Below are 24248 nucleotides of genomic sequence, written 5' to 3' on the forward strand. Positions count from 1 at the left end.
TTGATCACCCGGTCCAAGGGTCAGCAGTTCGAATCCACTCAGTCGTACCACTTCAAAGTAATAAAAAAATCAAAGAAAAAGCACTCCCTACTCTTGATCACTCGATCCAAAGGTCAGCAGTTCGAATTCACTCAGGCGTACCAATTAAAGTTTACATTTCAGATAGTTAAAACGCCTCCAATCTACTCGTTTACTTTTCACAAAAGAAACTAAAGCTAAGACCTAAAAGATCATTGTAAAAATTATAGTTTTATCGATTTACCTAAAACGTCCAAACCATATTTTTAGCCTTTAATCTCACTAAAAACTCAACTTCTACCTTACAAATTTACCACTTTGCAATTGAAGATTAAGTGACCAGTAACCTAAACTTGTTCGTGTCATTTAATAAATTTATTTTAGAGCCCAGACTCAGTGAACAACTTGCTAGGCTGTGTTTTTTGAAGCTATTACTGAATTTTATTTTTATATAAATAAACTTATTAGATACCAGAATATATTAACTGATAATTGATGGTTCTTTCGTGTTAGGTTTTTTTTCCATATAAGACTCCAACCTGTCTGCTTCTCTTTTTACAACCTCATAACACTCGCAAGACTGGCACTCTAACTGAGGTCGGTCTATCACACTAATATGACCACGTTTATAAGTGATAATACCCAGTTTTTGTAGTTTACCAGCGGCCTCAGTTACCCCTTCACGTCTTACGCCTAACATATTTGCTATTAGCTCTTGAGTCATTATTAAATTGTTACTCGGTAAACGGTCAATCGATAGCAAAAGCCAGCGGCTTAGTTGCTGTACTATACTATGATGACGATTACAAACTGCGGTTTGCGCCGTTTGGGTAATCAATGATTGCGTGTAACGTAACATGAGCATACGCATATCAGGCTCGCTGTTAAACTGCCTGCGTAATTCACAAGCGGGTAAGCGATAAGCGGTCCCAGCACTTTGCACAATAGCCCGATTAGGGGTGCTCTCTCCCCCCATAAATACAGCTATACCTACAACCCCTTCATTACCGATAACTGATATTTCAGCAGATGAGCCATCAATCATCACATACAATAATGAAACAATACTATCTATTGGAAAATAAACGTAATCAAGCTTTTCACTTGTTTCATAAATAACTTCTCCAAGGGATAAATTGACTCGCTGTAAAAGCGGAAACATGCGGTGTTGTGCATCAGTAGTTAAAGCATTAAGCAGTGTGTTCTTCAATTGACCCATCGAGTGTGAATTTCCTTTTTATATGCCCAACTTATAACTAATAAAACCTCAAAGTAATGGCTTAAAAGCATGTAAGTCAGGATGTTTTAATAATAAACTCGGATTTTTTTATACAGTTATTGGGCGCTAGAAATGAAAGGTCGTTGCTTTTTGATAATAAAAATTGTTCTATTTTTATTAAAGAATTTTAAGGTGCCTTTTTACGCTTATTCACTTTTAATATAAGCCGACACTCCCGCTGTACTTCACTGAAATAATAAAATGTTCAATACAACAAGGCGAATATGTACGCTAACACACATAGTTTAAATTTATCTGCCTTTAGTTGATATATATCCATAATGATTGATGGGGGTTAAAGATAATCTACACCACAATATAGCGATAACTCCCTGTTATAAAAAAATCGAACTCTACAATTAGACTATGTGGGTTGACGAACCGACCCTTAACGTTGCTTGATATATGTTGGTGTATGTATTCAGCAATAAGATAAACTTTATGAACATTTTTAATGGTGCGCTATTGATTCAGTAGGTGTAAAGTTGGTCCAGCTAACAATGAGCGCTCTAAGCAAACAATGTCGTCTTGGTACCAGCATTTAGTCGATAGCGATGATAAATTAATCCAATTACTCGCTGCACCTTGCATCACAACAAACGGGACTTATTATGACTAATGAAATTAAACACTCAATCGCAAACTTTGCAGCCTTAGAAACTTCAATAGCAAATGGGGAAGAACAATCGGTAAAAGAATTATTAGCAGATCAGTCAATGCAAGAGCTAGAAAAAAGCTACCTGTTAGACTTAGCTAAACTCGGTAATAACAGCGCTATCATAAAGCTATTAAATGATATTCCAGTAAAAAAATAAATTTAGCTGGTTGCGCTATAGTACAAAAAATTAGCTAAGCATATTTTTGGTCAAACTGACATTTTGCAGAAATATTGCCAGTTCAATCAGTCGATTACATATCTGAAAATCGGTTAGCCGATTGCACAATTCTTTTTATCTCATTTTCTTCAATATCTTTTATTGTATCAAGCAACGTTTTTGCGCTTTCGATATCTACACGAGAATATATATGAATGTATAACTCAATAACTTGTTCATGATGGTTTACTATTTTATCCATAATGTCTGAGATATCTAGCTCTTCAAAGAGTGAGTTGCAATCAACGCGCTCAATAATTGAGTGCTTTTCGATGTAATCAAAACACCAGGTGTTTAGGGCTTTTACGTCTGCCGTATTTTCAAATCCTTGTACAATATTCTCTAAACTCTCCTCATGCTCAGATAGGTAGCGAAGCATCATTCGTGCTCCCTCTTCCTTATTTTGTTCAGAGCTCTGGTTTAGGCTATCTTTTAAGTTTTTGTGAAATAAAACGGTCCAATTGAGTACATCTCTAATTGTTTCAATTTGCATTTATTGCTCCTAAGTTTGATGATATCTATACAATATTTAAATATGAAGCATGCTAATTTTTGGGATTAGGCTCACTCGCCTGAGTGTGTTGTAAATACTGAAATAGCTCACTGTCGGTCGATAATACCAATGTTGTGTTTTGGCTAAGGGCAAGTTCAAGCGCCTGCAACGAACGGGTAAATGCATAAAATGCGACTGCTTGATCATTTTTGTTATAGGCTGAGGCGTAAATAGCGGCTGCTTTAGCATCAGCTTTACCTCTAATTTCTGTTACTGCTCGGTAGGCTTCAGATTGAATTTTATCTAAGTCTCGCTCTCTGTTACCTTGTATACGGGCAGCTTCGCCTTTTCCTTCTGACAAAAAGCGTTCTGCTATTTGACGACGTTCGCTGATCATACGTTCATAGATTTTAGGGCGTACACTTTCATTATAATTAATACGTTTAAAGCGAATATCCATAAGCTCAATACCAAATACTTTTACTTTTTTTGCCGCCTCATTAAATATATCTTGCTCGACAACTAAGCGTCCCATGCTTATAGGCACTAAACTACCAATATTTTGCTCTTTTTCAGCCTCGGTGAGTGACGAGTCACGCAAAGGTTGGCGATCTTTCGTTGTACGAATAATTTCGATTAATTCGTGTGTGGCTACTGCATTACGCGTTTCACTGCCAAAAATATCATCGAGCCTAGACTGTGCGCTTCGCTCATCACCTAAGCGTAAAAAATACTGCAACGGATCGGTAACCTGCCACCGCGCGTAAAGACTTACAGAAATATAAAGCTTATCTTTGGTCGGCATATCAGAAGGTGTTCCTTCCCATTCCAGCACGCGCTTATCAATAAAATTAACTTGCTGAACAAATGGCATTTTGAGTTGAATACCCGCCTCTCTAATTGGCTCACCAACCGGTTTACCAAACTGAGTAATAACAACCTGCTCTACTTCGTTAACCGTATATAAAGCGCTATATAAAGTAACCCCTACAAGTGCAGCTAAAATACTGCTGCCAAAGATTAAATAAGATTTCATGGCTGCTGTCCTTTTAGTGACGTTAAATTGAGTAAAGGTAATACACCGCGTGCTTCGCTATCGATAATAATTTTATTTTTTATCGTTGGCATAACATCAGTCATTGTTTCTATATATATTCGTCTGCGTGTTACCTCAGGTGCCAGTTGGTACTGTGCAAACAGCGCATTAAAACGCAGAGCGTCGCCTTCAGCTTCATTAACTCGCTTAAGGCGATAACCGTCGGCTTCTCTTATTCGTTGGTCGCGCCCCCCCTCAGCAAGCGGAATAACGCGGTTATATTCGCGACGCGCTTCGTTAATCAACTTTTCTTTTTCTTGTTGAGCCTGATTAACTTCATTGAACGACCCTTGTACTGGTACGGGTGGATTAATGTTTTTTAGTTGAACCTGATCAATACTAATCCCCATTACATATTTGGTTGCCAATGCCTGCATTTTTTGTAATGCCTCAATTTCAATCCCTTGCCTGCCAATGGTAATTACTTCATCTACAGTTCTATCGCCTACAACTTCACGCATAACTGATTCAGACACATATCGTAAAGTGCCTGCCGGGTCGCGCACCTCAAATAAGTACTTTTGGGGATCGGCTATCCGATATTGAATTACCCATTCAATCAGCGCAGTGTTTAAATCGCCAGTTACCATTTGGGTTTCTTCGCGTTGATTTGTTGCAGGTGAAATTTTTGGCGCAAATGAGCGAATATTATTTTCAGGATTAATATTTTGATCTGGGTCGGAGGCTCCAGGAGTAGAAAAACCAAACTCCTGCTTTAATTGCCGCTTAGTAGGCACTATTGTGACGTGATCAACACCTAATGGGATTTTTACATGTAAGCCCGCAGGCAGAATTTCTTGAAACTTACCAAACCTTAATACCAAAGCAACTGAATCACTGGGAACGGTATAGACTGCGCTATAGCCTGTAGCAATCAATCCCAAAAACAGTACTATGGTTAAACTAGTGCTAAATTTTCCACTCAGCAACTTCTTATACTTTTTAAACGCACCGCTCATCACTTTATCGATATCTGGCGGACCGCTTTTACTTTTAGAATTTGGATTATTTTCGTTTTGTGTAGAAATAATATTCTCCTTTTTAAGAAACCAAAAATATGGAGCCTTATTACTACTTTAGATTCTCATAAGCCCTAGCGTGCTTCGCAATCTAGGTGATAACTTCCTCTGTATAATTTAAGGGTAATAATTTAGGGGTAATGCTTTAAGGAATAGTTTTAAGATTTAAATTCATATATTTATAGATTAATTTAAAGCCAAAAAACCTTAGTAAGACATTAGCGTATTTATTTTAATTGGTCTGTTCGCTACAACACATAGCGTGTTTTAAACAATAGGTTTAATTGATAAATAAAGGGTTAAGTACAACTAATGAGTACACATTATTGAATACCAATTAGCCCCTTCACGCCCTATTTTGGCGTTGAATTAATTGATTTATTGCTCTTTTTTGAGGCAACCACTCGAATATATAAAACCCCAAGTATTGCAGAAAGAACCGAAGCCACTAAAACCGATGTTTTTGCGTTATGAAGGTGCTCGGCTTGCCCATCAAACCCCAACGTAGCAATAAAAGTAGACATGGTGAATCCAATCCCGGCGATAAGTGAAGCACCGATAACATGCTGAAGATTGATACCTTCTGGCAAGCAACCTATTTTGTAGCGTAAAGCAAGCCAACACGCACCCGAAATACCAATAAACTTACCAACAACAAGACCACTAATAATACCTAAGCCAACGGGATCACTGAGACTCTCAACAAATGAACTAAAGTTAAAAACCACACCCGCATTAACTAAAGCAAATAGCGGTAAAATAAACAGTGCGACAGGCAGGTGCAGCACATCTTCCCACCGACGCAAAGGTGTACCTGCATTTTCGGCTAAATCACGAATTTCGAGTACCTGTTTATGATCCTGTCTGCTAGCCAGAACATCTACTTTCTCAATTTCTTTTTGCATAGAGGTAATGGTTGTTTTTGCCTTTTCAAGCGACCTTCCTGAGCCCAACATTGAGCGTGCAGGAGCCGTTAAAGCAATAGCAACACCTGCTACAGTAGGATGCACACCTGACTGTAACATCATCCACCAGGTGGCAAGACCAATGATAATGTAAAAAAGCGGCTGCCTTATTCCGGCATAATTGGCGGCTACTAAAAAAGCAAATAGAACAACGGCGCATGACAAATACATCACCGATATTTCTTGGGTATAAAACACGGCAATAACGAGTATTGCCCCCACATCGTCAACAATCGCAAGACCTACAATAAAAGCCAACAAGCTTGTTGGTATATGTTTTCTTACAATTGTAAGCACACCTAATGCAAACGCAGTGTCGGTTGCCATGGGTATACCCCAACCAATCAGTGAATCTTGCCCCCAGTTAAACAGCGAATAAATACCAGCCGGCACGACCATTCCGCCTATGGCGCAAAAAATGAGCATGTGTCTATTTTTGGGCTCAGCTAAATCTCCAGCAAGTACCTCTCGTTTTATTTCAAGCCCAAGCAATAAGAAAAATATCACCATCAAACCATCATTAATAATGTGTTTAAGCGAGGTTTTTAGCTCAAAGTTTCCTAATGAGATCCCAATAGGCGTATGCACTAAGTTCAGATAGGTAGCTGAATAAGCTGAATTTGCCCACCATAGTGCAATGATCGTAGATACCAGAAGAAACAAACTAGAGGTGGTTTGAGCACGCATAAAATTAGAAAATGGGTCGTGCATATAGTCTAAGCCACGATTTAGTATGTTTTTAGAATCGTTAGGCATATCAGGTAGCCTTATAAATTGTGGGTGTTCGTTTTATCAAAACTTTTAAGATTTAAGTTCTCCAGTTTTACTATCAGTCAACAAACACTTCGCCTTAAAATTACTAGCATTAAGACGAAGTGCACACCCCTAATGTAAAATTAGATTAGAGATAGATTTAATCATTGTGTTATTACGTTATAAGGGTAAATATTTTCTCGGTTTTGGAATGCCAAAATAGCCGTATTTTTAATTATTCCTTGCTCAATGTTTATTGCACGGCGAATGGTTTCATCTTTTTGCCACTGCAAAGCACCTTTAAGTATCGTTTGTAAATAAACTATGAGCGCCGCAGAGATTGAACGCGTCGCGCTTTCCCATAAATAACTCGGTGTATGATCAACGCCATAATAATCCGTGTTGTTATATCGAAATAAAGGGTTTTTAAACGTTGTCGGCTTTGCAAAAAAGAATCCCATCCCCTCATCACAGCTAACATCAATAATTAAGCTGTTTGGTTTTAAACACTCGGCTTCTGATTCAATGACAAAGTTAACCGGATGAGCTGTTTCTTGATAAGTCCCGTTGACGATAATATCGGCTTCGCTAATAAGATCGCCAAGTGGTCGATTAGTCCCATCATGCTCAACAACCATCATGCGCGCCTCCCCTTCAAGACCTTCTCGTACCTTAACATAATGACAATCTAATATTTCTTCACGCACTTCGTGATCAGGACGCTGAATACAAATTATAATATCTCTAAAGCCATGCGCTTTAAGGGCGTAAATAGCGCCTCTACTCACTGCACCAAAACTAAATATAATCGTTTTACGTTGATCGCCATAATGACCATCAATACCCTTTAGTTGCAAAGCATGTATTACAGCGCAATACCCTGCCATTTCATTGTTTTTATAAAAAGTATGGCGCCCTACATTTCCGTTTGGTGACCACACATACATATCTTCAAAAGCAATTAAGGTAAGTTTACGTTCTATCGCCGCTTGTGTTATTTCATGCTGTTGAACGCAGTGGGCATAGCCCCAAATAGTGCCTCCTTCGCGCATTTCTTCTAAGTCAGCAAGTACAGGCTTTGCGATAATGGCAGTGCCAATATGGGTAAGTATTTCGCTGCGAGATGCAATGCCACCCGTTAACGTCGCAATATATTCATCGCTAACATTAAAAGCGGTGCCATAGCCTTGTTCAAACACCATTTGTTTTCTAAGATTTTCGGGAATTCGTAATAAGTGCTCTGGGTGAATAGGATACCGTCTTTCATCTGTCTTGCGGGATGTTCCGATAACGCCGATAGTTAATTCACTCATGCTAAGTCCTGTTTATAAAGTAAGTACGCTTGAGTTCATCAACGAATAATCGTACTTCGCCAATAAACTTAGGCGGTGTTTTTTCTGTACATTTATGGCTCGGATGAACCAACTCTATTTTACAAAGGTGTAATTTTGACAATAAATAATGAAGAGCAGTGAGTTAACTTGCATTGAGTTGCAAGCTGAAGCCTATTACCTTTTGAGTAAAAGTGCTGACTGAGTATATCAGAAATAAGTATTGCTAACTTGGGTATCTCAGACTGAAATAAAAGGAGTACTCGCTAATTACTGAGGTTTTACCTTAGTGATTTACTTTTTAGAGCAGGTTTAATCTGCTTTGTATTGGGTTAGCCGAACGTTTGGCTTTTATATCAACTTCGGCTATGTCCATGAGCGGTTATTACTAATTTTTTGTATGTAATCAAGATTTGGCTGCTTTGGTTTTCTTGTAAAGGCCAACTTATATGTATTCTTTTTTAACCTTTAATGGAGTCCCGTAATGTGGGTAATGCTCGGCGAGATATTTCCAAATAGCATGAGAGGATTAGGCTTAGGGGTTGCAGGGCTTGCTCAATGGCTGGCTAACTTTTTAGTTACTATGACCTTTCCAATATTGCTAGCCGGTGGAGGGCTTGCACTCGCGTATTCGCTCTATGCATTTTTCGCATTTATATCGGTACTTTTTGTTATTTACTTAGTAACTGAAACCAAAGGAACGAAACTAGAAAACGTGTAACTTTATCGTCCTAAATAGCTAAATTTAGGACGATAATTTTTTAGTGCCTACCCAACTAATCTATAACCTACCGCTGGCTCAGTTAAGATATGAATAGGGCTTGCAGGGTTTACCTCAAGCTTTTGTCTTAGTTGCGCTACATGTACACGAATATACTCAGGTCTATTAATGTATTGCTCCCCCCATACCTGACTTAAAATAGCATTATGAGTAAGCACTTTATCTTTATTTTGAAATAACATAAGCAAAATTTTATATTCTTTATTAGTGAGCTTTACATCGCTGCTGTTAAGCGTAACTGTGTGCTTATGCGGATCTATAATGATGTTACCGCATTGCAGTGCCAAACTGGGCTGTGTATTTACTCTTAGTAGCGCACGCATTCTTGCCAGAAGTTCGTTTGCACTAAAAGGTTTGGTTATATAATCGTTTGCCCCATTATCAAGGGCTGTAACCTTTTCCACCTCGCCATCGCGAGCCGAAAGCACTAATATTGGTATTTGGCTCCATTGTCGTACTTCAAGTAACCAAGCTTGTCCATCCATATCAAGCAATCCCAAATCAAGTAACACTAAGTCAAAGCTTTGCTCACTCATTAATGAAAAACCATCAAGCCCTTTCGCACTAATTGATACGTTATAGCCACTGGCACCTAGTAATGTTTTTAAAAAACTTTGCAATGCAGGTGAGTCTTCTAGCACCAATACATTAATCATTCTTTGCACTCCAGCTAAGTATTGCTGTCGCTACTTGGGTCAGCTCATCAATAGCTAATACAAATTCGCCTTGATGAAACTGAGCAACTACATCGCAAATTACGCTACCAAGACCAACTCCTTCATCCGAACTGCTTGGATGAGTAACTATGAGATTGCTTACGGCTATTTTATAGTGTGTTATATTAGCAATTCGTTCAGTATTAAAGTCCACTGTCGCCACTCCATCACCGTAACGTGCCGCGTTTTCGAATATATTCGCAAGCGCGATTTCTAAAAGTGTTATATCACCTATACAACAAGTGGCTTTATCAAAGACTAACGCTAAGTTAAAACCACTTAATTGCTGCTGCCTGCGTGCTTTAGCCTCAGTAATAAGTGTATGTACGTTGATAGCTTGCCATGCTAGCTGCTCTCCTATTTTATTTACCCGGCTAAGCTCCATCACTTTATTAAAATGCTGATTTAAGATTTCACTTTGCTCATAAATATTTTTTGCTTGTTCTGTAATTGATGCCTTACTCAGCTCAATATTTTCGTCAGCTAACATGCTTGATGAGCCCATAATAGTAGCCAAAGGCGTGCGTAGATCATGAGATAAACTACGCAGCAATGCGTTTTTAGCACGTTCTAACTCTGCTTGTACTTTCATCGATGCCGACTGGTTTCTAAGATTTGAGTTTTCGTGAACCTGAAACAGCAAGGACAGTGCCGTATCTATAAATGCACGGTTTTCAGGACTAAGTTCGGCATCTGAAATAAAGCCGCCCCATTGTGTGTTTTGTTCGATATTGAAGTACTCTCCATTATCCATTGTATTATTGTTCCAACGAAGCGTAATACCTAGATGGTTTTTAATCGATGTTGTAAATACTTGGCGCTGAGCGTTTATATCATCAAGCCCATTAAGCGCCTTAGCTAACTCATATAAACATCGTGTATTACTGGCATGTAACTGGGTATCACGAACGTTTTTACTTAGCTCGCCCGCCAATTTGCTTATCATCAAGCCAACTATAAGCATGACAGTAAAAGTGACTAAGTATTCAATTTTTTCGATATGAAATGTAAAGTACGGCAGTACAAAAAACCAGTCGGTACATGCCACACTAACTAACGTTGTAATCCCCGCTAAGGCGGCATTTTGACGCACCGCAACCCATGCCACCCAAAGTAATTGCAACATGACAATGTCGGTGGTCGTTAGCCACTCTCGAACTGGAAAAATAGCCAGCACAATAAAAATAGGCGCAATTGTTGTTAATAAAAGCGGCTTAAGCCATTTATTAATACCCATTTGTGCACTCCCATAAAATTCTCTTTTTATAGGTTACTGCTTTTTAATACGTTGTGTATAAAGTTTTTATAAAGATTTTTGGCTGTAGTGTTAAATGTTTATAAAGCTTAATTGATATGGGGTGACTCTTTTTTAAAATTCCATAGTCTTTGCTATGTAGTATTTTTTAAATAGGAACGCACATGGCACAGTTTGCAGTAATTGGATTAGGTAGTTTTGGTGTTACCGCCTCGCTTGAGCTTGCTAATCAGGGGCATCACGTTTGCGCAGCCGATATAAGCGAAAGCACCATTAACACGTTTGCTAATCAGTTAAATTACACTGTCATTTTAGATGCCAGTGATGAAACACAGCTTGCTCGACTCGACTTAACCAGCTGCCAAGCTGTATTAGTTGCAATTGGTGAAAACATAGAAGCGAGTATTTTATGCGTGCTGCATTTAAAAAACCTTGGTGTTAAACAAATATGGGTTAAGGCGTGCTCTAAAAGTCACCATCAAATTTTAAGTAAACTTGGCGTATCTCGTATTATTCACCCCGAGGAAGAAATGGGGATCAGAGTAGCACATGCACTTAACTACCCTATGGTTAACCAATACTTTGCACTTACACAATCTACATTTATTGTTGAGCTTGCCATAGATTTACATTTATCAGGGCGCAATATTGGCTGGCTTTTAAAAGAGCGTAACTCAGATATAAAACCGCTCACCTTACGCCGAGATGATAATTTTAATACAGACCTAACACTCGACACCGAGTTACGCCATGGTGATAGCCTTGTATTACTAGGCTCCAAGCATTATTTAACAAAACTTACCAAACGGTTTAAAGCCTTATGATCAACTGGCAAGCAAACGTACTTCCAAAGCAATTTAATCGCCGTTTAAATAATTTCAAAAGGCCTGTTAATCCCCCTTTAATTTTAACTGCTGGTTTTTTTACACTCATTATTTTCGGCACTTGCTTATTACTATTACCTTTTGCAAGTGTTGAATCGCTTAGCTTTATTCAAGCTTTTTTTACTGCATCCTCTGCGGTTACAGTTACAGGCTTAGTTGTTATTGATACAGGTACTGCGCTAACCACATTTGGGCAATGTGTTGTTATGGTACTTATTCAAATTGGAGGAATCGGCTTTATGACCGTAGCCGTTATTTCGTTTTTAAGTATTGGTAAAAATTTAGGCTTAAAACAACGTCTACTTGCAAGCCAAGCATTCGATACAAGCGATTTAAATGGAGTGATCCATGTAGCTAAATGTGTAATAACTTACTCGCTAATAATTCAAACTATAGCATTTTGCTTACTTTTTATTAGCTGGGTAGATGACTATGGTATTGCGGGTAGCGCCTACCAAAGTCTATTTTATACTATTTCGGCTTTTAACAATGCCGGGTTTGCGCTAGACAGTAATAGCTTAATGGCTTTTAAAAGTGATATATCTGTTAATCTTATTATCAGTGCATTATTTATAATCGGTGGTTTGGGGTTTACCGTTTTAATAGATATATATCAACAACGTCGCTGGCATAAATTAGCAATCAATACACGTATTGTATTAATTGCAAGTGCTGTAATTAATTGCTGTGCATTTTTGCTTATTTTTTTATTTGAATATTCAAATCCAGCCACACTGGCCAACCTACCTTTTAACGAGCAAGTAATTGCAGCCTGGTTTCAAGCTGTAACACCGCGTACTGCAGGCTTTAATACTTTACCTATTAGCCAGCTAACTTCCGACTCAACATTACTTACATTGTTATTAATGGTAATAGGTGGTGGTTCGGTAAGTACAGCAAGCGGTATTAAAATTGGAACTTTTGTTATTTTACTACTTGCTATGTATAGCTATTTACGCCAAAAACCACAGGTAACCGTACTTAACAGAGAGCTAAGCGACAAACTTGTGATAAAAGCACTAAGCGTTGTAATTTTATACTTATTTACGGCTTTTTTAAGCATCATGATTATGAGTAAAATCGAGAAAACGTCTCTTTTAGATATTACTTTTGAAGTAATTTCGGCATTAAGCACTGTAGGGCTATCTCGTGATTTTACTAGTAATTTAAGTATGCCAAGCCAACTAATAATTATTTTACTTATGCTGATTGGCAGAGTAGGCCCACTGACATTTGCTTATTGTTTTGCAAAACCTAAATTACAACCTCTTAAATTTGCTAAAACAACCATACAAATAGGGTAACTATTATTAAGACCACTTAGCCAGCATAATTTATGTAAGGTATTATTGCGGTGCAAGATAGAAAATTAATGACTCCTAAATATAACTTTATCTATTAGGAGTCTTTTATAGGAAAATAAAAATGAATATAAGCACTCTTTTTCATTATAGGTATGAAAATAAATAAAATAAGCGCCAAACCATTACAATAGTTTTGGCGCTTATTAAAGGGGTAATATTTACCCTTTCATTTGTTCAAGCTCTTTGCCTTTGGTTTCGTGTAAAAACTTAAATACAAATATTTTTCATGATGTTGATATTGCCCCTGAAGGCAAAACACTACAAGAAAGCCTCGATTACGTAACGCACATAGCTAACATTATCTAAAAAGAAATGCAGCGCACTGGTGTAAAGCCACTGTGGGGTACTGCTAACTTGTTCTCAAACAAACGTTTTTGTGCCGGTGATGCAACAAATCCTAATACGTATGCATATGCAGCAGCGCAAGTTAAACATGCAATGGAAATTACGCATCGTTTAGGCGGCGAAAACTACGTACTTTGGGGTGGTCGTGAAGGTTACGACACACTACTAAATACAGACCTTGCGCAAGAAAGCGAGCAGTACGCACGCTTTTTGAAAATGGTTGTAGAACACAAGAAAAAAATTGGTTTTAAAGGCACATTATTAATTGAGCCAAAACCACAAGAGCCAACTAAGCACCAGTACAATTACGATACAGCATCGGTTGCAGGCTTTTTACACAAGCACGGCTTACAAGACGAAATTAAAGTAAACATTGAAGCAAACCACGCAACACTTGCAGGTCATAGCTTCCACCACGAAATTGCCGTTGCTTGCGCTAAAGGTATTATGGGTAGTATTGATGCTAACCGTGGTGATATGCAAAACGGATGGGATACAGATCAATTCCCTAACGATGTAGCTGAGTGCACACTTGTCGTTTACGAAATTTTAAAGAATGGCGGTTTTACAACCGGTGGCTTTAACTTTGATACTAAACTTCGTCGTCAATCGTGTGAACGCGATGATTTATTCATCGGTCACATTGGTTGTATGGATACGATGGCAAAAGCATTACTCAATGCAGCAGCAATGATTGAAGGCGGCGAGCTTTCTGACTTTGTAGAAAAACGTTACGCAGGTTGGAAAGAAGACCTAGGCCAAAGCATTTTAAAAGGTGAACAATCACTTGAGAGCCTTGCTGCGTTAGTACACGAAAACGACATCTATCCTAAGCAAGTTTCTGGCCGACAAGAGCTGCTTGAGAATATTGTTAACCGCTACGTATAAGGACATCTCCTCGGTTTTAAAGCCGAGGCGTACATCATTATGAACTTGTTAGAACAACTCAAAAAAGTAACCACGGTCGTTGCCGACAGTGGCGATGTAGAGTCAATCAAAGCCCTACAACCGGTTGATGCAACAACCAATCCTTCGTTAATTTTACAAGCTGCAAAATTACCTCAATATAAACACTTAAATAAGTTTTTCACATATATAAGATTGTTATATCTGATAGTTTTTAAATTGCTCCCACACGGCCTCACCTACAGGTCCCAACACTTCTCCCCTTTTCTTAATAATGTAATATTTTAGAGGCGTTATATTTTGCACATCACTAAGTGACAGCATTTTCAGAGTATTATTTGCAATACCTTCATCAGCTAAATAACCTGGTAATTTGCCCCAACCCATTGCACTTTCGATAAGCATTTTTTTAGTTGGAAAGTCATTTACATACCATCGTCGCTGACCTTGCTGTACACCCCACTCTATGTTTTTTGAACCAGTGCCTGAGTCCTGCACAATTATTTGGTATTCGTTCAACAAATCAGTGGCTTGCCTAAGGTTTGGATTTCGCTTTAACAACAAAGGGGAAGCTACATTGATTAATGAGCCGCTATTTAACAAATGCTTTTCAATTTTCTCTTCTTGTGCAGAAAATTCCATTGTTGGTGTTATACACAGATCGGCACCGCCATCAAGTAAGGCTTCAATTGCACCTGTTATGTACTCTTGCCTGATTATTATTTGAGTTTCAGGGAACTGATTTTGCATATTTTTTAGTAATGGTAAAATACCTTTTAAATTAAATGATGCTTCAATTGCAATCGTTATACTTACCTCGTTTCCCTGTGCTATGTGGTGTGCAACTTGTTTAAGTTGTGCTGCATCATCTAGCAATTTCATAGCCTTATGAAACATAGTTTTTCCTGCACTGGTAAGCTCTAACCGATAACCATTACGACTAAATAAGGCAAAGTTAAGGGTATTTTCTAGTTGCTTAATACCTTGACTTATAGCTGGTTGAGTTTTGTGTAAAAGAGCACTTGCTTCACTCAATGATCCAACCTGAGCAACAGTAACAAACATACTAAGCTGTTCTAATTTCATAATTTACGCCAAACATGTAAAGCTAAAGTTTATATCTTATAAAAAAACATTCAATATTAATTAATAAGAACTGTGATTATTCTAACGTCAAAAGCTAAGCATCTGCTTAAATCACTCTTATTAAAGCTGGGAATAACATGAGCACAAAAGTAAAAAGAATTTTTATGTATACATCACTAGGATTAACAACACTTGCCTTTATAGCTGCAGGCTCTGCAAAACTAGCAGGAGTTGAGCAAATGCACTTATCTTTTGCACTCATGGGTTTACCTGCTTGGTTTGGCTATTTTATTGGTGCAAGTGAACTTGCAGGTGCTGTTGCTATTTGGATAAAAAAACTAAGCATTATAGCTGCAAGTGGTTTGTTAGTTATTATGGCTGGTGCAACATTTTTTCATGTAGTTTACGACAGTGTTGCCAATGCAATACCTGCCGTTATTTTATGTGCTTTTTTAATTAATATCATAATTAACCGAGTCAATGATATAAACGCCTAGGATAGTAAGTAACCTAGAGCTATTTTAAATACAATGAATAACGATATATTCGCTTCTATCGTTATTCAAACCCTCATTTACAAAATGACTAATGCTTTCGCATCTCTCATTTAGAATAAAGATAACAAACTCGATCTCTAAACAAACAAAGGCTAAGGTTGTTTTATCCATTAAATTTTAATTTTGAGTTCATACCCTGTATTTAATAATTAAATAAACGGCGTACTAAAGTTTATTACTTGGGCTTTTAATATGCCTAATTAACTAAGGTGTAAAATATGAAAAAAACATTTTTAGGCATTTTCTCGATTACAGTAATAACTTACTTACTGAGCGGCTGCACAACATCAAATAACGGTAATATTACAAAATTGAGTGAAGATAAAATAAGTACTAGATTAAATAAATTACCTTCCTCGCTAACCTCTAGTGATTTGTTCAATACCACTGTTGTTGAACCCACTCAGCTATTTGATAACCTTTATTTTGTAGGATATATCAGCGTAGGCACTTTTGTTATCACTACAACTGAGGGCATTATTTTAATCGATACCATGTGGACTCCGCACGATGCCAAACATGTGATTGTTCCTGGACTAAAAGAGTTAGGCTTAAATCCTGAAGATATTAAATACGTAATAGTTACTCACGGCCACAGCGACCATTATGGCGGCGCTCACTACTTTGAATCACATTATGGCGCTAAAATTTTAATGAGAAAAAATGAGTGGGACTACATCCATAATCCAAATGCACCTGTATTAACTGATCCTTTCGGTAACTTTTCTACCGAAATACCATTACCTAGCACTTACACCCAAGTTATCGATGGCGAAAAAATAAGTTTAGGTAAAACTAATTTAACTGTACTTGCTACACCAGGACATACGCCTGGTGGGTTGTCTTTGATAATACCTGTTACAGATAATGGCATACCTCATACAGTTGCACTTTGGGGAGGTACCGGTTTACCGGATACTAAAGAAGCAAATCAAACTTATTTGCACTCTTTAAATTATTTTCAAAAAATTGCAAACAAAAACGATGTTGATGGAAGTATCTCAAACCACCCGTTTTCACATGATCTAATTAATCAAATTAATACATTAAAAAATCGTAAATCTGATCAACGAAACCCCGTGATAACCGGTAATAAGGCATTTAATGAGTACATAGACGATGTATTGCGAAATAACGTTCAAAAGAAACTTTCGTCATTTGAGTCAAACTAATATAGCTTTTCACGCACCGGCGTTATCGTGCTAATGTATTTATAATGACGGTATATGTCGCTTTAAAGCGTTACTCATTACTAATATAAAAGCATAGTGCACTTCTTTTTATGAAACCCCACATTTGATAGTCTGTATAAAAATACAGACTATCAAATGTGGGGTTAATTACTTTTAGTTTGGTTTATTGTTCTACCAAAATGACCGATACGTCGTCTGCATGAAAATCAGCAGTCAGTTCGTTTGACTCCACATAAAGTAAAGCCGCACTTTCCTCGGTTGTTATTGAATGGGTATAAGTGCCCGAAAGCTTTACCCAATCGCCTGCAACTACGTTTGTAACAGTGGTTAGCTCGAGGTATTCAGTGCTCGCATGCTCAATTTGCAGTGTAAGTTTAATTCCTGGCGATACCGCGGTGCTATCGTCAGATAACTTAACCCACGCAGATACATTATAGGTTTTACCTGCTGTAAATAAGCCTTTTACATCTTTTTGTAACCCATTCCACGTTTCAGTTCGCCCTTGTACTAAAGCGCTATTATTACCACTGTGAGCTTGGGTTGTTTCAAGTGAAATAGTAGCACTGCCTCGTGATTGCCATGAATCAAGCCCAGCTTCAAAGTCACCATTAGTTAGCAGCTCTGCGTGTTGTTAAAAGTACGACCGGTGTTGAAAACCTTTATTTAGATCAGTTAGGTGCGTTTGGTAACGTTGACCGCTACCCTGCTAGACGTATTATAACTATTGTTTACTATTCGCTCGTACGCTTTGAAGAAACCAATCTTGTGAGCGGCGACAATGCTTTAGAATGTGAATGGTTTGATTTAAATAACGTTCCCCCTTTAATGTTTGAGCACGCCGACATTTTAAAAAGTGGCTTAGATTACTTACGCTATAAAGTAAGGCACGAGCCGATTGGTTTTAGCCTGCTCCCTGAAAAGTTTACCTTGCTTGAGCTACAAGGAATTTACGAGTCGATTTTGAATAAATCACTCGATAAGCCTAACTTTAGACGTAAGTTCCAAAAAATGAACTTACTAATAAACTGAAAAGCAAAACAAACCAACGTAGCTCACCGAGCTGCTACTTTGTACCGTTTTGATATAAACGTATACGAAAAACTAAGAGAGTTTGGTTTTACATTTGAGTTTTAAATAAGCAAATGCATAATTAAATTAATGTTTGGTCTTTAAGGCCAAATAACATATTGCTAATATATATGTGATGCTTATAATTCGTCCGCATTATTAATATAAACTAATCAAAAGGAGCTTTTTTCTTGAAACTTACGCCGCCCTAGGCAACCACTCCCCTTTTTCATCAGCACGTTACGTGCAACCTTAATCGCCGCCTGCGCGAGAATCACTGTTATTTAAATAAAATACTCCCCTATACTTTGGGAAACTAACTAATTAGGTTTATTACATGTTTGATCACGTAAAAAGAGATTGGCTCTCTAATGTTCGTGGCGATGTGCTTGCTGGTATTGTTGTGGCGCTTGCCCTAATACCTGAAGCGATTGCCTTTTCTATTATTGCCGGTGTTGATCCAAAAGTAGGTTTATACGCCTCATTTTGTATTGCGGTTATTATTGCCTTTGTAGGCGGACGTCCTGGCATGATATCGGCGGCTACCGGTGCAATGGCACTGTTAATGGTAACGCTGGTTAAAGACCATGGTTTGGAATACTTACTGGTTGCTACCTTACTCACTGGTGTACTACAAATATTTGCAGGCTTTTTAAAGCTCGGTGAATTAATGCGCTTTGTATCGCGCTCTGTTGTAACAGGGTTTGTAAATGCGCTGGCGATTTTAATATTTATGGCGCAGTTACCTGAGCTGACTAATGTTACTTGGCATGTTTATGCGATGACCGCAGCGGGCTTAGGTATTATTTACTTATTTCCGTATATTCCAACTATTGGCAAAATATTTCCCTCTCCTTTAGTGTGTATTGTTGTTATTACACTGGTTTCAATATTTTTGGGTCTTGATATAAGAACCGTTGGCGACATGGGCGAACTACCAGACACTCTACCTATATTCTTATGGCCCGATGTCCCCCTAACACTCGAAACACTGCAAATTGTTTTACCGTATTCAATTGGTCTTGCTGTTGTGGGCTTACTTGAGTCAATGATGACCGCCACTATTGTTGATGACTTAACTGATACAACGAGCGATCGTAATAAAGAATGTAAGGGCCAAGGTATTGCTAATATTGGCGCAGGCTTATTTGGTGGTATGGCGGGTTGCGCTATGATTGGGCAATCAATTATTAATGTTAAATCGGGTGGTCGCGGCAGGCTTTCTACCTTTATTGCAGGCTCATTTTTAATCATCATGGTGGTGTTTTTAGATGAATGGCTGCAGTTAATTCCTATGGCAGCCTTAGTTGCGGTAATGATTATGGTATCGATTGGTACGTTTTCGTGGACATCTGTTAAGGATTTAAAAAAGAACCCGCTTTCATCAAATGTAGTGATGATTTCCACCGTTATTGTGGTTGTTGCCACGCATAACCTAGCCATTGGCGTTTTAGTTGGTGTGTTGTTAGCTACGTTGTTTTTTGCCAATAAAATTGGTCGCTTTATGGTGGTTAAAACCAAGCATGATGAAAGCAACGATAAAATAACCTATGAAGTCGTTGGCCAAGTATTTTTTGCCTCAGCTGAGCAATTTATTGCATCGTTCGATTTTAAAAATGCGGTTTCTAACGTGGTAATTGATTTAACCCATGCACATTTTTGGGATATAACTGGTGTATCGTCACTCGACAAGGTGGTTATTAAATTTAGGCGTGAAGGCGCAACGGTTAGTATTATTGGTATGAATAGCGCAACCGAAACTGTAATTGATAAATTTGGTGTGCATAACAACCCTGAAGAAGTCGAAAAACTACTTGGCGGACATTAAGGAGAATGCAATGACTAAAATAATTACCTATGTAGATGGCTCAGCCATTACTAAAAATGTAACCGATGCTGCTATTTGGGCTTCAAAAAAGCTAAATAAACCAATTAGCTTTGTGCATACAATTGAAAAAACGCAGCAAACTAATATCGGCGACTACTCTGGTAGTATTGGGCTTGGTGCACAGTCAACACTTCTTGATGAAATGACTAAGCTTGACGAACAACGCTGCAAAGTAAGTTTAAAAATGGCTGACGAATTATTAAATTCAGTAAGTGAGCATGCTAAATCGGCAGGTGTTACTAATTTTGAACTAATTAAGCGCCACGGTGATTTGCTCGATACCGTTATAGACTTAAAAGACGATACACGCCTTATTGTTATTGGCCAAAATGGTGCTGGACATAGTAATAGCTTCGCGGTGCTGGGCTCACATATAGAAACCTTAGTGCGCAATGCAACACAACCTATTTTGCTTATTCCTGAAACATTTAAACAGCCTAAATCATTTATGATTGCGTACGACGGCCGCGAAACAGCCGACAAAGCGCTACAACAAGTGATTGATGGCGGCTTGTTACATGGTTTGCATTGTCATTTAGTGAGTATTAAAAATAACGAAAAAGACCTTGAAGAAAAATTTGTTAACGCACAGCACAAGCTTATCAGTATGGACTTTGAAGTGTCGGCAAGCTTTTTAGAGGGCAATATTTTTGACTCGTTAATGCAATATAAAGAACAAAATAATGTAGAACTAATTGTAATGGGTGCATTTGGGCACTCTAAACTAAGGCAGTTTTTTGTGGGCAGTAACACCATTAAAATGCTCGAGAACAGCGATGTGCCTGTGGTTATTTTAAAATAAATTTAATAACCTGCACCAAAAAGCCTAAAATCACTTAACTGATTTTAGGCTTTTTTGTTTTTGGCTTAGCTTCAAACTTTTCAAATAAAAACTGAATAAACGACGTAACCTTTTGAGCCACAAACTTTCTATGCTGCTCTGGCATAAATGAGCGCACGCCACGTTTGCTAAATGTTGCCATTATTTTTCGTTTACCGAGTTTGTCTTGTATTGCCAGCTCGCCTTCATGAAAAGGGGAAGCATCTATTGAGTTTGTGTTAGTCATTTTGCTCGTAATTCGTGTGCATATTTCATGGGTTAAATTTAACGCAATACACAATGAATGATAATGGGTGTTTTATTGACTGATAATGCACAATACAATGACAATACTTGCACCCTCTTAGTGCCAGGCGCGCACCAACATATAACAAAACAGGTTTTATCCTCACTCTAAAAACACATTTAATACTATTTAAACAATAACTTAAAAAACTGGCTGTATTTTTGCAAACATTCTATTAACAAGCCCGTTTTACTTACGGCAAAAATTTAGGTTGTTAGCACAATAGCTATTAGCAACCATCGGCAAAGAAGCCCGCACACAGTTATGCATAATGCGTATTTGTGGCGGGCTTTTTTGTTAATTGTATTTAAACCGTCACTTTAAGGAATGCCCTATGCAAACCTCGCAAAAAATACTCATTATTGGTAATGGTATGGTCGGACACCACTTTGTTGAGCAAATGCGCCAAAGCGATGCCAACGCAGACATTACTGTACTTTGCGGAGAAGCAAATCTTGCATACGATCGCGTGTACTTATCAAGTGTATTTGATGGCAAAACAGCCGCCGATTTAGCACTTACCACTCACGACAACTACAAACAGCTTAATATTAATGTGCATACCAGCCAGTGGGTTGAAGGCATTGATAGAACAGCAAAAATAGTGACCACATTAACCGGTGAGCAATACCCATACGACAAACTGATACTCGCGACAGGTTCGTTTCCGTTTGTGCCGCCTATAAAAGGTAACGACCAACCTCATTGTTTGGTGTATCGCACATTAGAAGATTTAGAACAAATAAAAGCCAGTGCCTCTGTAAGTAAAAGCGGTGTTGTTATTGGCGGTGGTTTGTTGGGGCTTGAAGCTGCAAATGCCATTAAGCAACTGGGGCTTGATACCCACGTAGTTGAGTTTGCACCGCAGCTTATGGCTGTTCAACTTGATGGGCAAGGCGGTACGCTACTAAAAAATAAAATAGAAAAACTTGGCGTAACGGTACATACATCAAAGGCAACCAGCGAAATAGTAAAAGGCGAAACCAGACGCTTTAGATTAAATTTTTCGGACGAAACATTTTTAGAAACAGACCTAATTTTATTCTCTGCCGGTATTCGCCCGTATGATCAGCTAGGGAAAATTGCTGATTTAGAGCTTGGTGAACGCGGCGGTATTATTATTAATAACCAATGCCAAACGTCAGATCCTGATATTTTAGCCATTGGTGAATGTGCCCTGTGGGACAAAAAACTATTTGGTTTAGTTGCACCAGGTTACAACATGGCGCGCGTTGCAGCGAGCCAGTTAAGTGGTGGCGAGCTTGAGTTTTTAGGTGCTGATATGAGTACTAAACTTAAGTTGTTAGGCGTAGAAGTAGGCTCAATTGGCGACGCTCATGCAAAAACGCCAGACTGTAAAGAACTTATATATCAAGATGCTATTCGCGGCTGTTATAAAAAAATCATACTAAGTGAAAAAGGCGATAAATTACTGGGCGCTGTACTTGTTGGCGATACCAGCGATTACGATACTTTATTACAGTACATGCTTAACGACATGGACTTACCAGAAAACCCTGAGTGTTTAATTTTACCAGACAGCGGCGGCGCGCCGTCGTTATCGGGCAGTGCCCTACCCGACACCGCCACTATTTGTTCGTGTCACAATGTGAGTAAAGGCGACATTGTAGGTGCAATTGATGGCGGCTCATGCGATTTAGCCTCGGTAAAATCATGTACTAAAGCAGCAAGCGGCTGTGGTGGTTGTGCGGCATTATTAAAATCAGTTGTTGATAACGAATTAGCAAGTCGTGGAGTTGAAGTAAACAACCATGTATGTGAGCACTTTGCGTATTCACGCCAAGAACTACTGCACATGGTAAAAGTAGAAAGCATTAAAAGCTTTGATGACTTACTAACTAAACAGGGTAGCGGTCATGGCTGTGAAATATGTAAACCTGCCATTGGCTCTATTTTAGCCTCAACATGGAACGACTTCATTTTAGAACCCGCTCATGTTGGCTTACAAGACACTAACGATACGTACCTAGCAAACATGCAAAAAGATGGCTCGTACTCTGTGGTACCGCGTATTGCGGGTGGCGAAATAACGCCCGACAAACTCATTGTAATTGGACAAGTAGCCAAAGACTTTAACCTGTACTGCAAAGTAACTGGCGGTCAACGTATTGATTTATTTGGTGCGCGCTTAGAAGAGCTTCCTGTTATTTGGGAGCGACTTATAGAAGCCGGATTTGAGACCGGTCATGCCTATGGTAAGTCACTCAGAACCGTTAAATCGTGTGTGGGTATTACGTGGTGTCGTTATGGTGTGCAAGACAGCGTTGGACACGCAATTGAAATTGAAAACCGCTACAAAGGGTTACGTGCACCGCATAAATTTAAAATGGCGGTATCGGGTTGTACCCGCGAATGCGCCGAAGCACAAAGTAAAGATATTGGCATTATAGCCACCGAAAACGGCTGGAACTTATACGTGTGTGGTAATGGCGGTATGCGCCCTCGCCATGCTGATTTATTTGCGACCGATTTAGACACACCAACACTGATTAAATACATTGACCGTGTAATTATGTTTTACATTAAAACGGCTGACAAATTACAGCGTACATCGGTATGGATGGAAAATCTTGAAGGCGGTTTAGACTACCTTAAAAGCGTAGTTATTGACGACAGCTTAGGTATTTGCGACGAGTTAGAAGCGCAAATGGAATTAATTACACAAACCTATGCGTGTGAGTGGAAAAAAGCAATTGAAAATCCAGATGCTGCCAAACGATTCCGCCAGTTTGTTAATAGCCCCGAAACCGACGACAACATTCTATTTGTGCAAGAGCGTAACCAAATTCGCCCTGCTACAGAAGCCGAAAAACGTGAGCAACGTAATACACAAAACCGTATTCCAGTAATTGAAGTTGAAGAGGAGCAAGCTGATGTCTTGGCATAATATTGGAACAATCGACAACCTAGTGGCTAATAGCGGCGTATGTGCATTAGTTAATAATCAGCAAGTGGCTATTTTTTACATTCCACAAAATCCAACGGCTGTGTTTGCTATTAGTAACTACGACCCAATTGGCAAAGCTAATGTATTATCACGTGGTATTATTGGCTCAATCGACAATAAATTAGTTGTCGCATCGCCTTTATATAAGCAACACTTTTGCCTAGAAACAGGCGAATGTTTAGAAGCAGAAGCAATACACTTACCGGTTTTTAATGCAAAAATTGAAGGTGGAAGTGTATTTATAAGCTCTGAACCAAAAGTTACAACAGCTGTGGCTTAGG

The 24248-nt window shown here is 38.6% G+C and carries 21 protein-coding genes and 3 pseudogenes; 13 read left to right on the top strand and 11 right to left on the bottom strand.

Annotated features, from left to right (window positions below; translation table 11 throughout):
- Positions 1-499 precede the first annotated feature (499 nt).
- The gene (locus GQR47_RS05695; protein ID WP_002962617.1) at positions 500-1237 is read right to left on the bottom strand and encodes a Crp/Fnr family transcriptional regulator; all 738 of its coding nucleotides are present in this window, start codon (positions 1235-1237) and stop codon (positions 500-502) included.
- A gap of 671 nt (positions 1238-1908) precedes the next feature.
- Between GQR47_RS05695 and GQR47_RS05700 the strand changes: the two genes are divergently transcribed.
- A complete protein-coding gene (locus tag GQR47_RS05700) occupies positions 1909-2112 on the top strand; it encodes a hypothetical protein (RefSeq protein WP_024590352.1) in 204 nt (67 codons plus the stop codon).
- Positions 2113-2206: 94 nt separating this feature from the next.
- On the opposite strand, the gene GQR47_RS05705 is transcribed toward GQR47_RS05700, so the two are convergent.
- From GQR47_RS05705 to GQR47_RS05725, 5 genes are all read right to left on the bottom strand, one after another.
- Complete coding sequence (locus GQR47_RS05705) at positions 2207-2665, bottom strand: ATPase (RefSeq protein ID WP_165723636.1); 459 nt, start codon at positions 2663-2665, stop codon at positions 2207-2209.
- A gap of 52 nt (positions 2666-2717) precedes the next feature.
- Positions 2718-3701, bottom strand: coding sequence for a protease modulator HflC (gene hflC, locus GQR47_RS05710; RefSeq protein ID WP_165723637.1), 984 nt, complete (start codon positions 3699-3701; stop codon positions 2718-2720).
- Positions 3698-4639 (bottom strand): FtsH protease activity modulator HflK, encoded by a 942-nt coding sequence (hflK, locus tag GQR47_RS05715; protein WP_206016018.1) that lies wholly within the window; start codon positions 4637-4639, stop codon positions 3698-3700. The genes hflC and hflK overlap by 4 nt, the downstream gene beginning before the upstream one ends.
- A gap of 494 nt (positions 4640-5133) precedes the next feature.
- Complete coding sequence (gene nhaA / locus GQR47_RS05720) at positions 5134-6501, bottom strand: Na+/H+ antiporter NhaA (protein WP_165723639.1); 1368 nt, start codon at positions 6499-6501, stop codon at positions 5134-5136.
- 161 nt (positions 6502-6662) lie between these two features.
- The gene (locus tag GQR47_RS05725; protein ID WP_165723640.1) at positions 6663-7811 is read right to left on the bottom strand and encodes a N(5)-(carboxyethyl)ornithine synthase; all 1149 of its coding nucleotides are present in this window, start codon (positions 7809-7811) and stop codon (positions 6663-6665) included.
- A gap of 448 nt (positions 7812-8259) precedes the next feature.
- Here GQR47_RS05725 and GQR47_RS05730 point away from each other — a divergent pair.
- A pseudogene (locus tag GQR47_RS05730) lies at positions 8260-8550 on the top strand (MFS transporter); the annotation flags it as partial.
- A gap of 47 nt (positions 8551-8597) precedes the next feature.
- Here the strand turns inward: GQR47_RS05730 and GQR47_RS05735 are convergent.
- Both GQR47_RS05735 and GQR47_RS05740 read right to left on the bottom strand, forming a co-directional pair.
- Complete coding sequence (locus GQR47_RS05735) at positions 8598-9266, bottom strand: response regulator transcription factor (protein ID WP_165723641.1); 669 nt, start codon at positions 9264-9266, stop codon at positions 8598-8600.
- Positions 9259-10563 (bottom strand): DUF4118 domain-containing protein, encoded by a 1305-nt coding sequence (locus tag GQR47_RS05740; protein ID WP_165723642.1) that lies wholly within the window; start codon positions 10561-10563, stop codon positions 9259-9261. Before GQR47_RS05740 ends, GQR47_RS05735 begins: the two co-directional genes overlap by 8 nt.
- Before the next feature lie 182 nt (positions 10564-10745).
- Here GQR47_RS05740 and GQR47_RS05745 point away from each other — a divergent pair, with 182 nt between their 5' ends.
- From GQR47_RS05745 to GQR47_RS05760, 4 genes and pseudogenes are all read left to right on the top strand, one after another.
- The gene (locus tag GQR47_RS05745; protein WP_024596486.1) at positions 10746-11405 is read left to right on the top strand and encodes a TrkA family potassium uptake protein; all 660 of its coding nucleotides are present in this window, start codon (positions 10746-10748) and stop codon (positions 11403-11405) included.
- Positions 11402-12769, top strand: coding sequence for a TrkH family potassium uptake protein (locus tag GQR47_RS05750; RefSeq protein ID WP_165723643.1), 1368 nt, complete (start codon positions 11402-11404; stop codon positions 12767-12769). Before GQR47_RS05745 ends, GQR47_RS05750 begins: the two co-directional genes overlap by 4 nt.
- A gap of 282 nt (positions 12770-13051) precedes the next feature.
- Positions 13052-14062: pseudogene (locus tag GQR47_RS05755) on the top strand (xylose isomerase); the annotation flags it as partial.
- A 36-nt stretch (positions 14063-14098) separates the two neighbouring features.
- Positions 14099-14251: pseudogene (locus GQR47_RS05760) on the top strand (transaldolase family protein); the annotation flags it as partial.
- Between the two features lie 27 nt (positions 14252-14278).
- On the opposite strand, the gene GQR47_RS05765 reads toward GQR47_RS05760, so the two are convergent.
- Complete coding sequence (locus GQR47_RS05765) at positions 14279-15166, bottom strand: LysR family transcriptional regulator (RefSeq protein WP_002962592.1); 888 nt, start codon at positions 15164-15166, stop codon at positions 14279-14281.
- Between the two features lie 164 nt (positions 15167-15330).
- Here GQR47_RS05765 and GQR47_RS05770 point away from each other — a divergent pair, with 164 nt between their 5' ends.
- Positions 15331-15663: a DoxX family protein gene (locus GQR47_RS05770; RefSeq protein ID WP_240915869.1), complete on the top strand. Its 333-nt coding sequence runs from the start codon at positions 15331-15333 to the stop codon at positions 15661-15663.
- A gap of 278 nt (positions 15664-15941) precedes the next feature.
- On the top strand, positions 15942-16895 hold the full coding sequence (locus GQR47_RS05775; protein ID WP_024594959.1) for an MBL fold metallo-hydrolase: 954 nt from the start codon (positions 15942-15944) through the stop codon (positions 16893-16895).
- Positions 16896-17079: 184 nt separating this feature from the next.
- Here the strand turns inward: GQR47_RS05775 and GQR47_RS05780 are convergent, their stop codons facing one another.
- The gene (locus tag GQR47_RS05780) at positions 17080-17535 is read right to left on the bottom strand and encodes a carbohydrate binding domain-containing protein (RefSeq protein ID WP_240915872.1); all 456 of its coding nucleotides are present in this window, start codon (positions 17533-17535) and stop codon (positions 17080-17082) included.
- Between the two features lie 146 nt (positions 17536-17681).
- Between GQR47_RS05780 and GQR47_RS20460 the strand changes: the two genes are divergently transcribed.
- The 3 genes from GQR47_RS20460 to GQR47_RS05795 all read left to right on the top strand — a co-directional run bounded on the left by GQR47_RS20460 (position 17682) and on the right by GQR47_RS05795 (position 20674).
- Entirely contained in the window at positions 17682-17945 is a 264-nt protein-coding gene (locus GQR47_RS20460; protein WP_279167436.1) for a hypothetical protein, read from the top strand.
- Positions 17946-18321: 376 nt separating this feature from the next.
- A complete protein-coding gene (locus tag GQR47_RS05790) occupies positions 18322-19812 on the top strand; it encodes a SulP family inorganic anion transporter (RefSeq protein ID WP_154903773.1) in 1491 nt (496 codons plus the stop codon).
- A 10-nt stretch (positions 19813-19822) separates the two neighbouring features.
- Positions 19823-20674 carry a universal stress protein gene (locus GQR47_RS05795; protein WP_024596346.1) on the top strand — a complete coding sequence of 284 codons (852 nt, stop codon included), beginning with the start codon at positions 19823-19825 and terminating at the stop codon, positions 20672-20674.
- Between the two features lie 34 nt (positions 20675-20708).
- On the opposite strand, the gene GQR47_RS20465 is transcribed toward GQR47_RS05795, so the two are convergent.
- Positions 20709-20939: a hypothetical protein gene (locus tag GQR47_RS20465; protein ID WP_165723644.1), complete on the bottom strand. Its 231-nt coding sequence runs from the start codon at positions 20937-20939 to the stop codon at positions 20709-20711.
- Between the two features lie 394 nt (positions 20940-21333).
- Between GQR47_RS20465 and nirB the strand changes: the two genes are divergently transcribed.
- Both nirB and nirD read left to right on the top strand, forming a co-directional pair.
- Positions 21334-23907 carry a nitrite reductase large subunit NirB gene (gene nirB / locus GQR47_RS05805; protein WP_165723645.1) on the top strand — a complete coding sequence of 858 codons (2574 nt, stop codon included), beginning with the start codon at positions 21334-21336 and terminating at the stop codon, positions 23905-23907.
- Complete coding sequence (gene nirD, locus GQR47_RS05810) at positions 23894-24247, top strand: nitrite reductase small subunit NirD (protein WP_165723646.1); 354 nt, start codon at positions 23894-23896, stop codon at positions 24245-24247. Before nirB ends, nirD begins: the two co-directional genes overlap by 14 nt.
- Position 24248: the final 1 nt, after the last annotated feature.

It is taken from the genome of Pseudoalteromonas sp. Z1A2 (assembly GCF_011378755.1).
In the GTDB taxonomy this organism is placed as follows: Bacteria; Pseudomonadota; Gammaproteobacteria; order Enterobacterales; family Alteromonadaceae; genus Pseudoalteromonas; species Pseudoalteromonas distincta.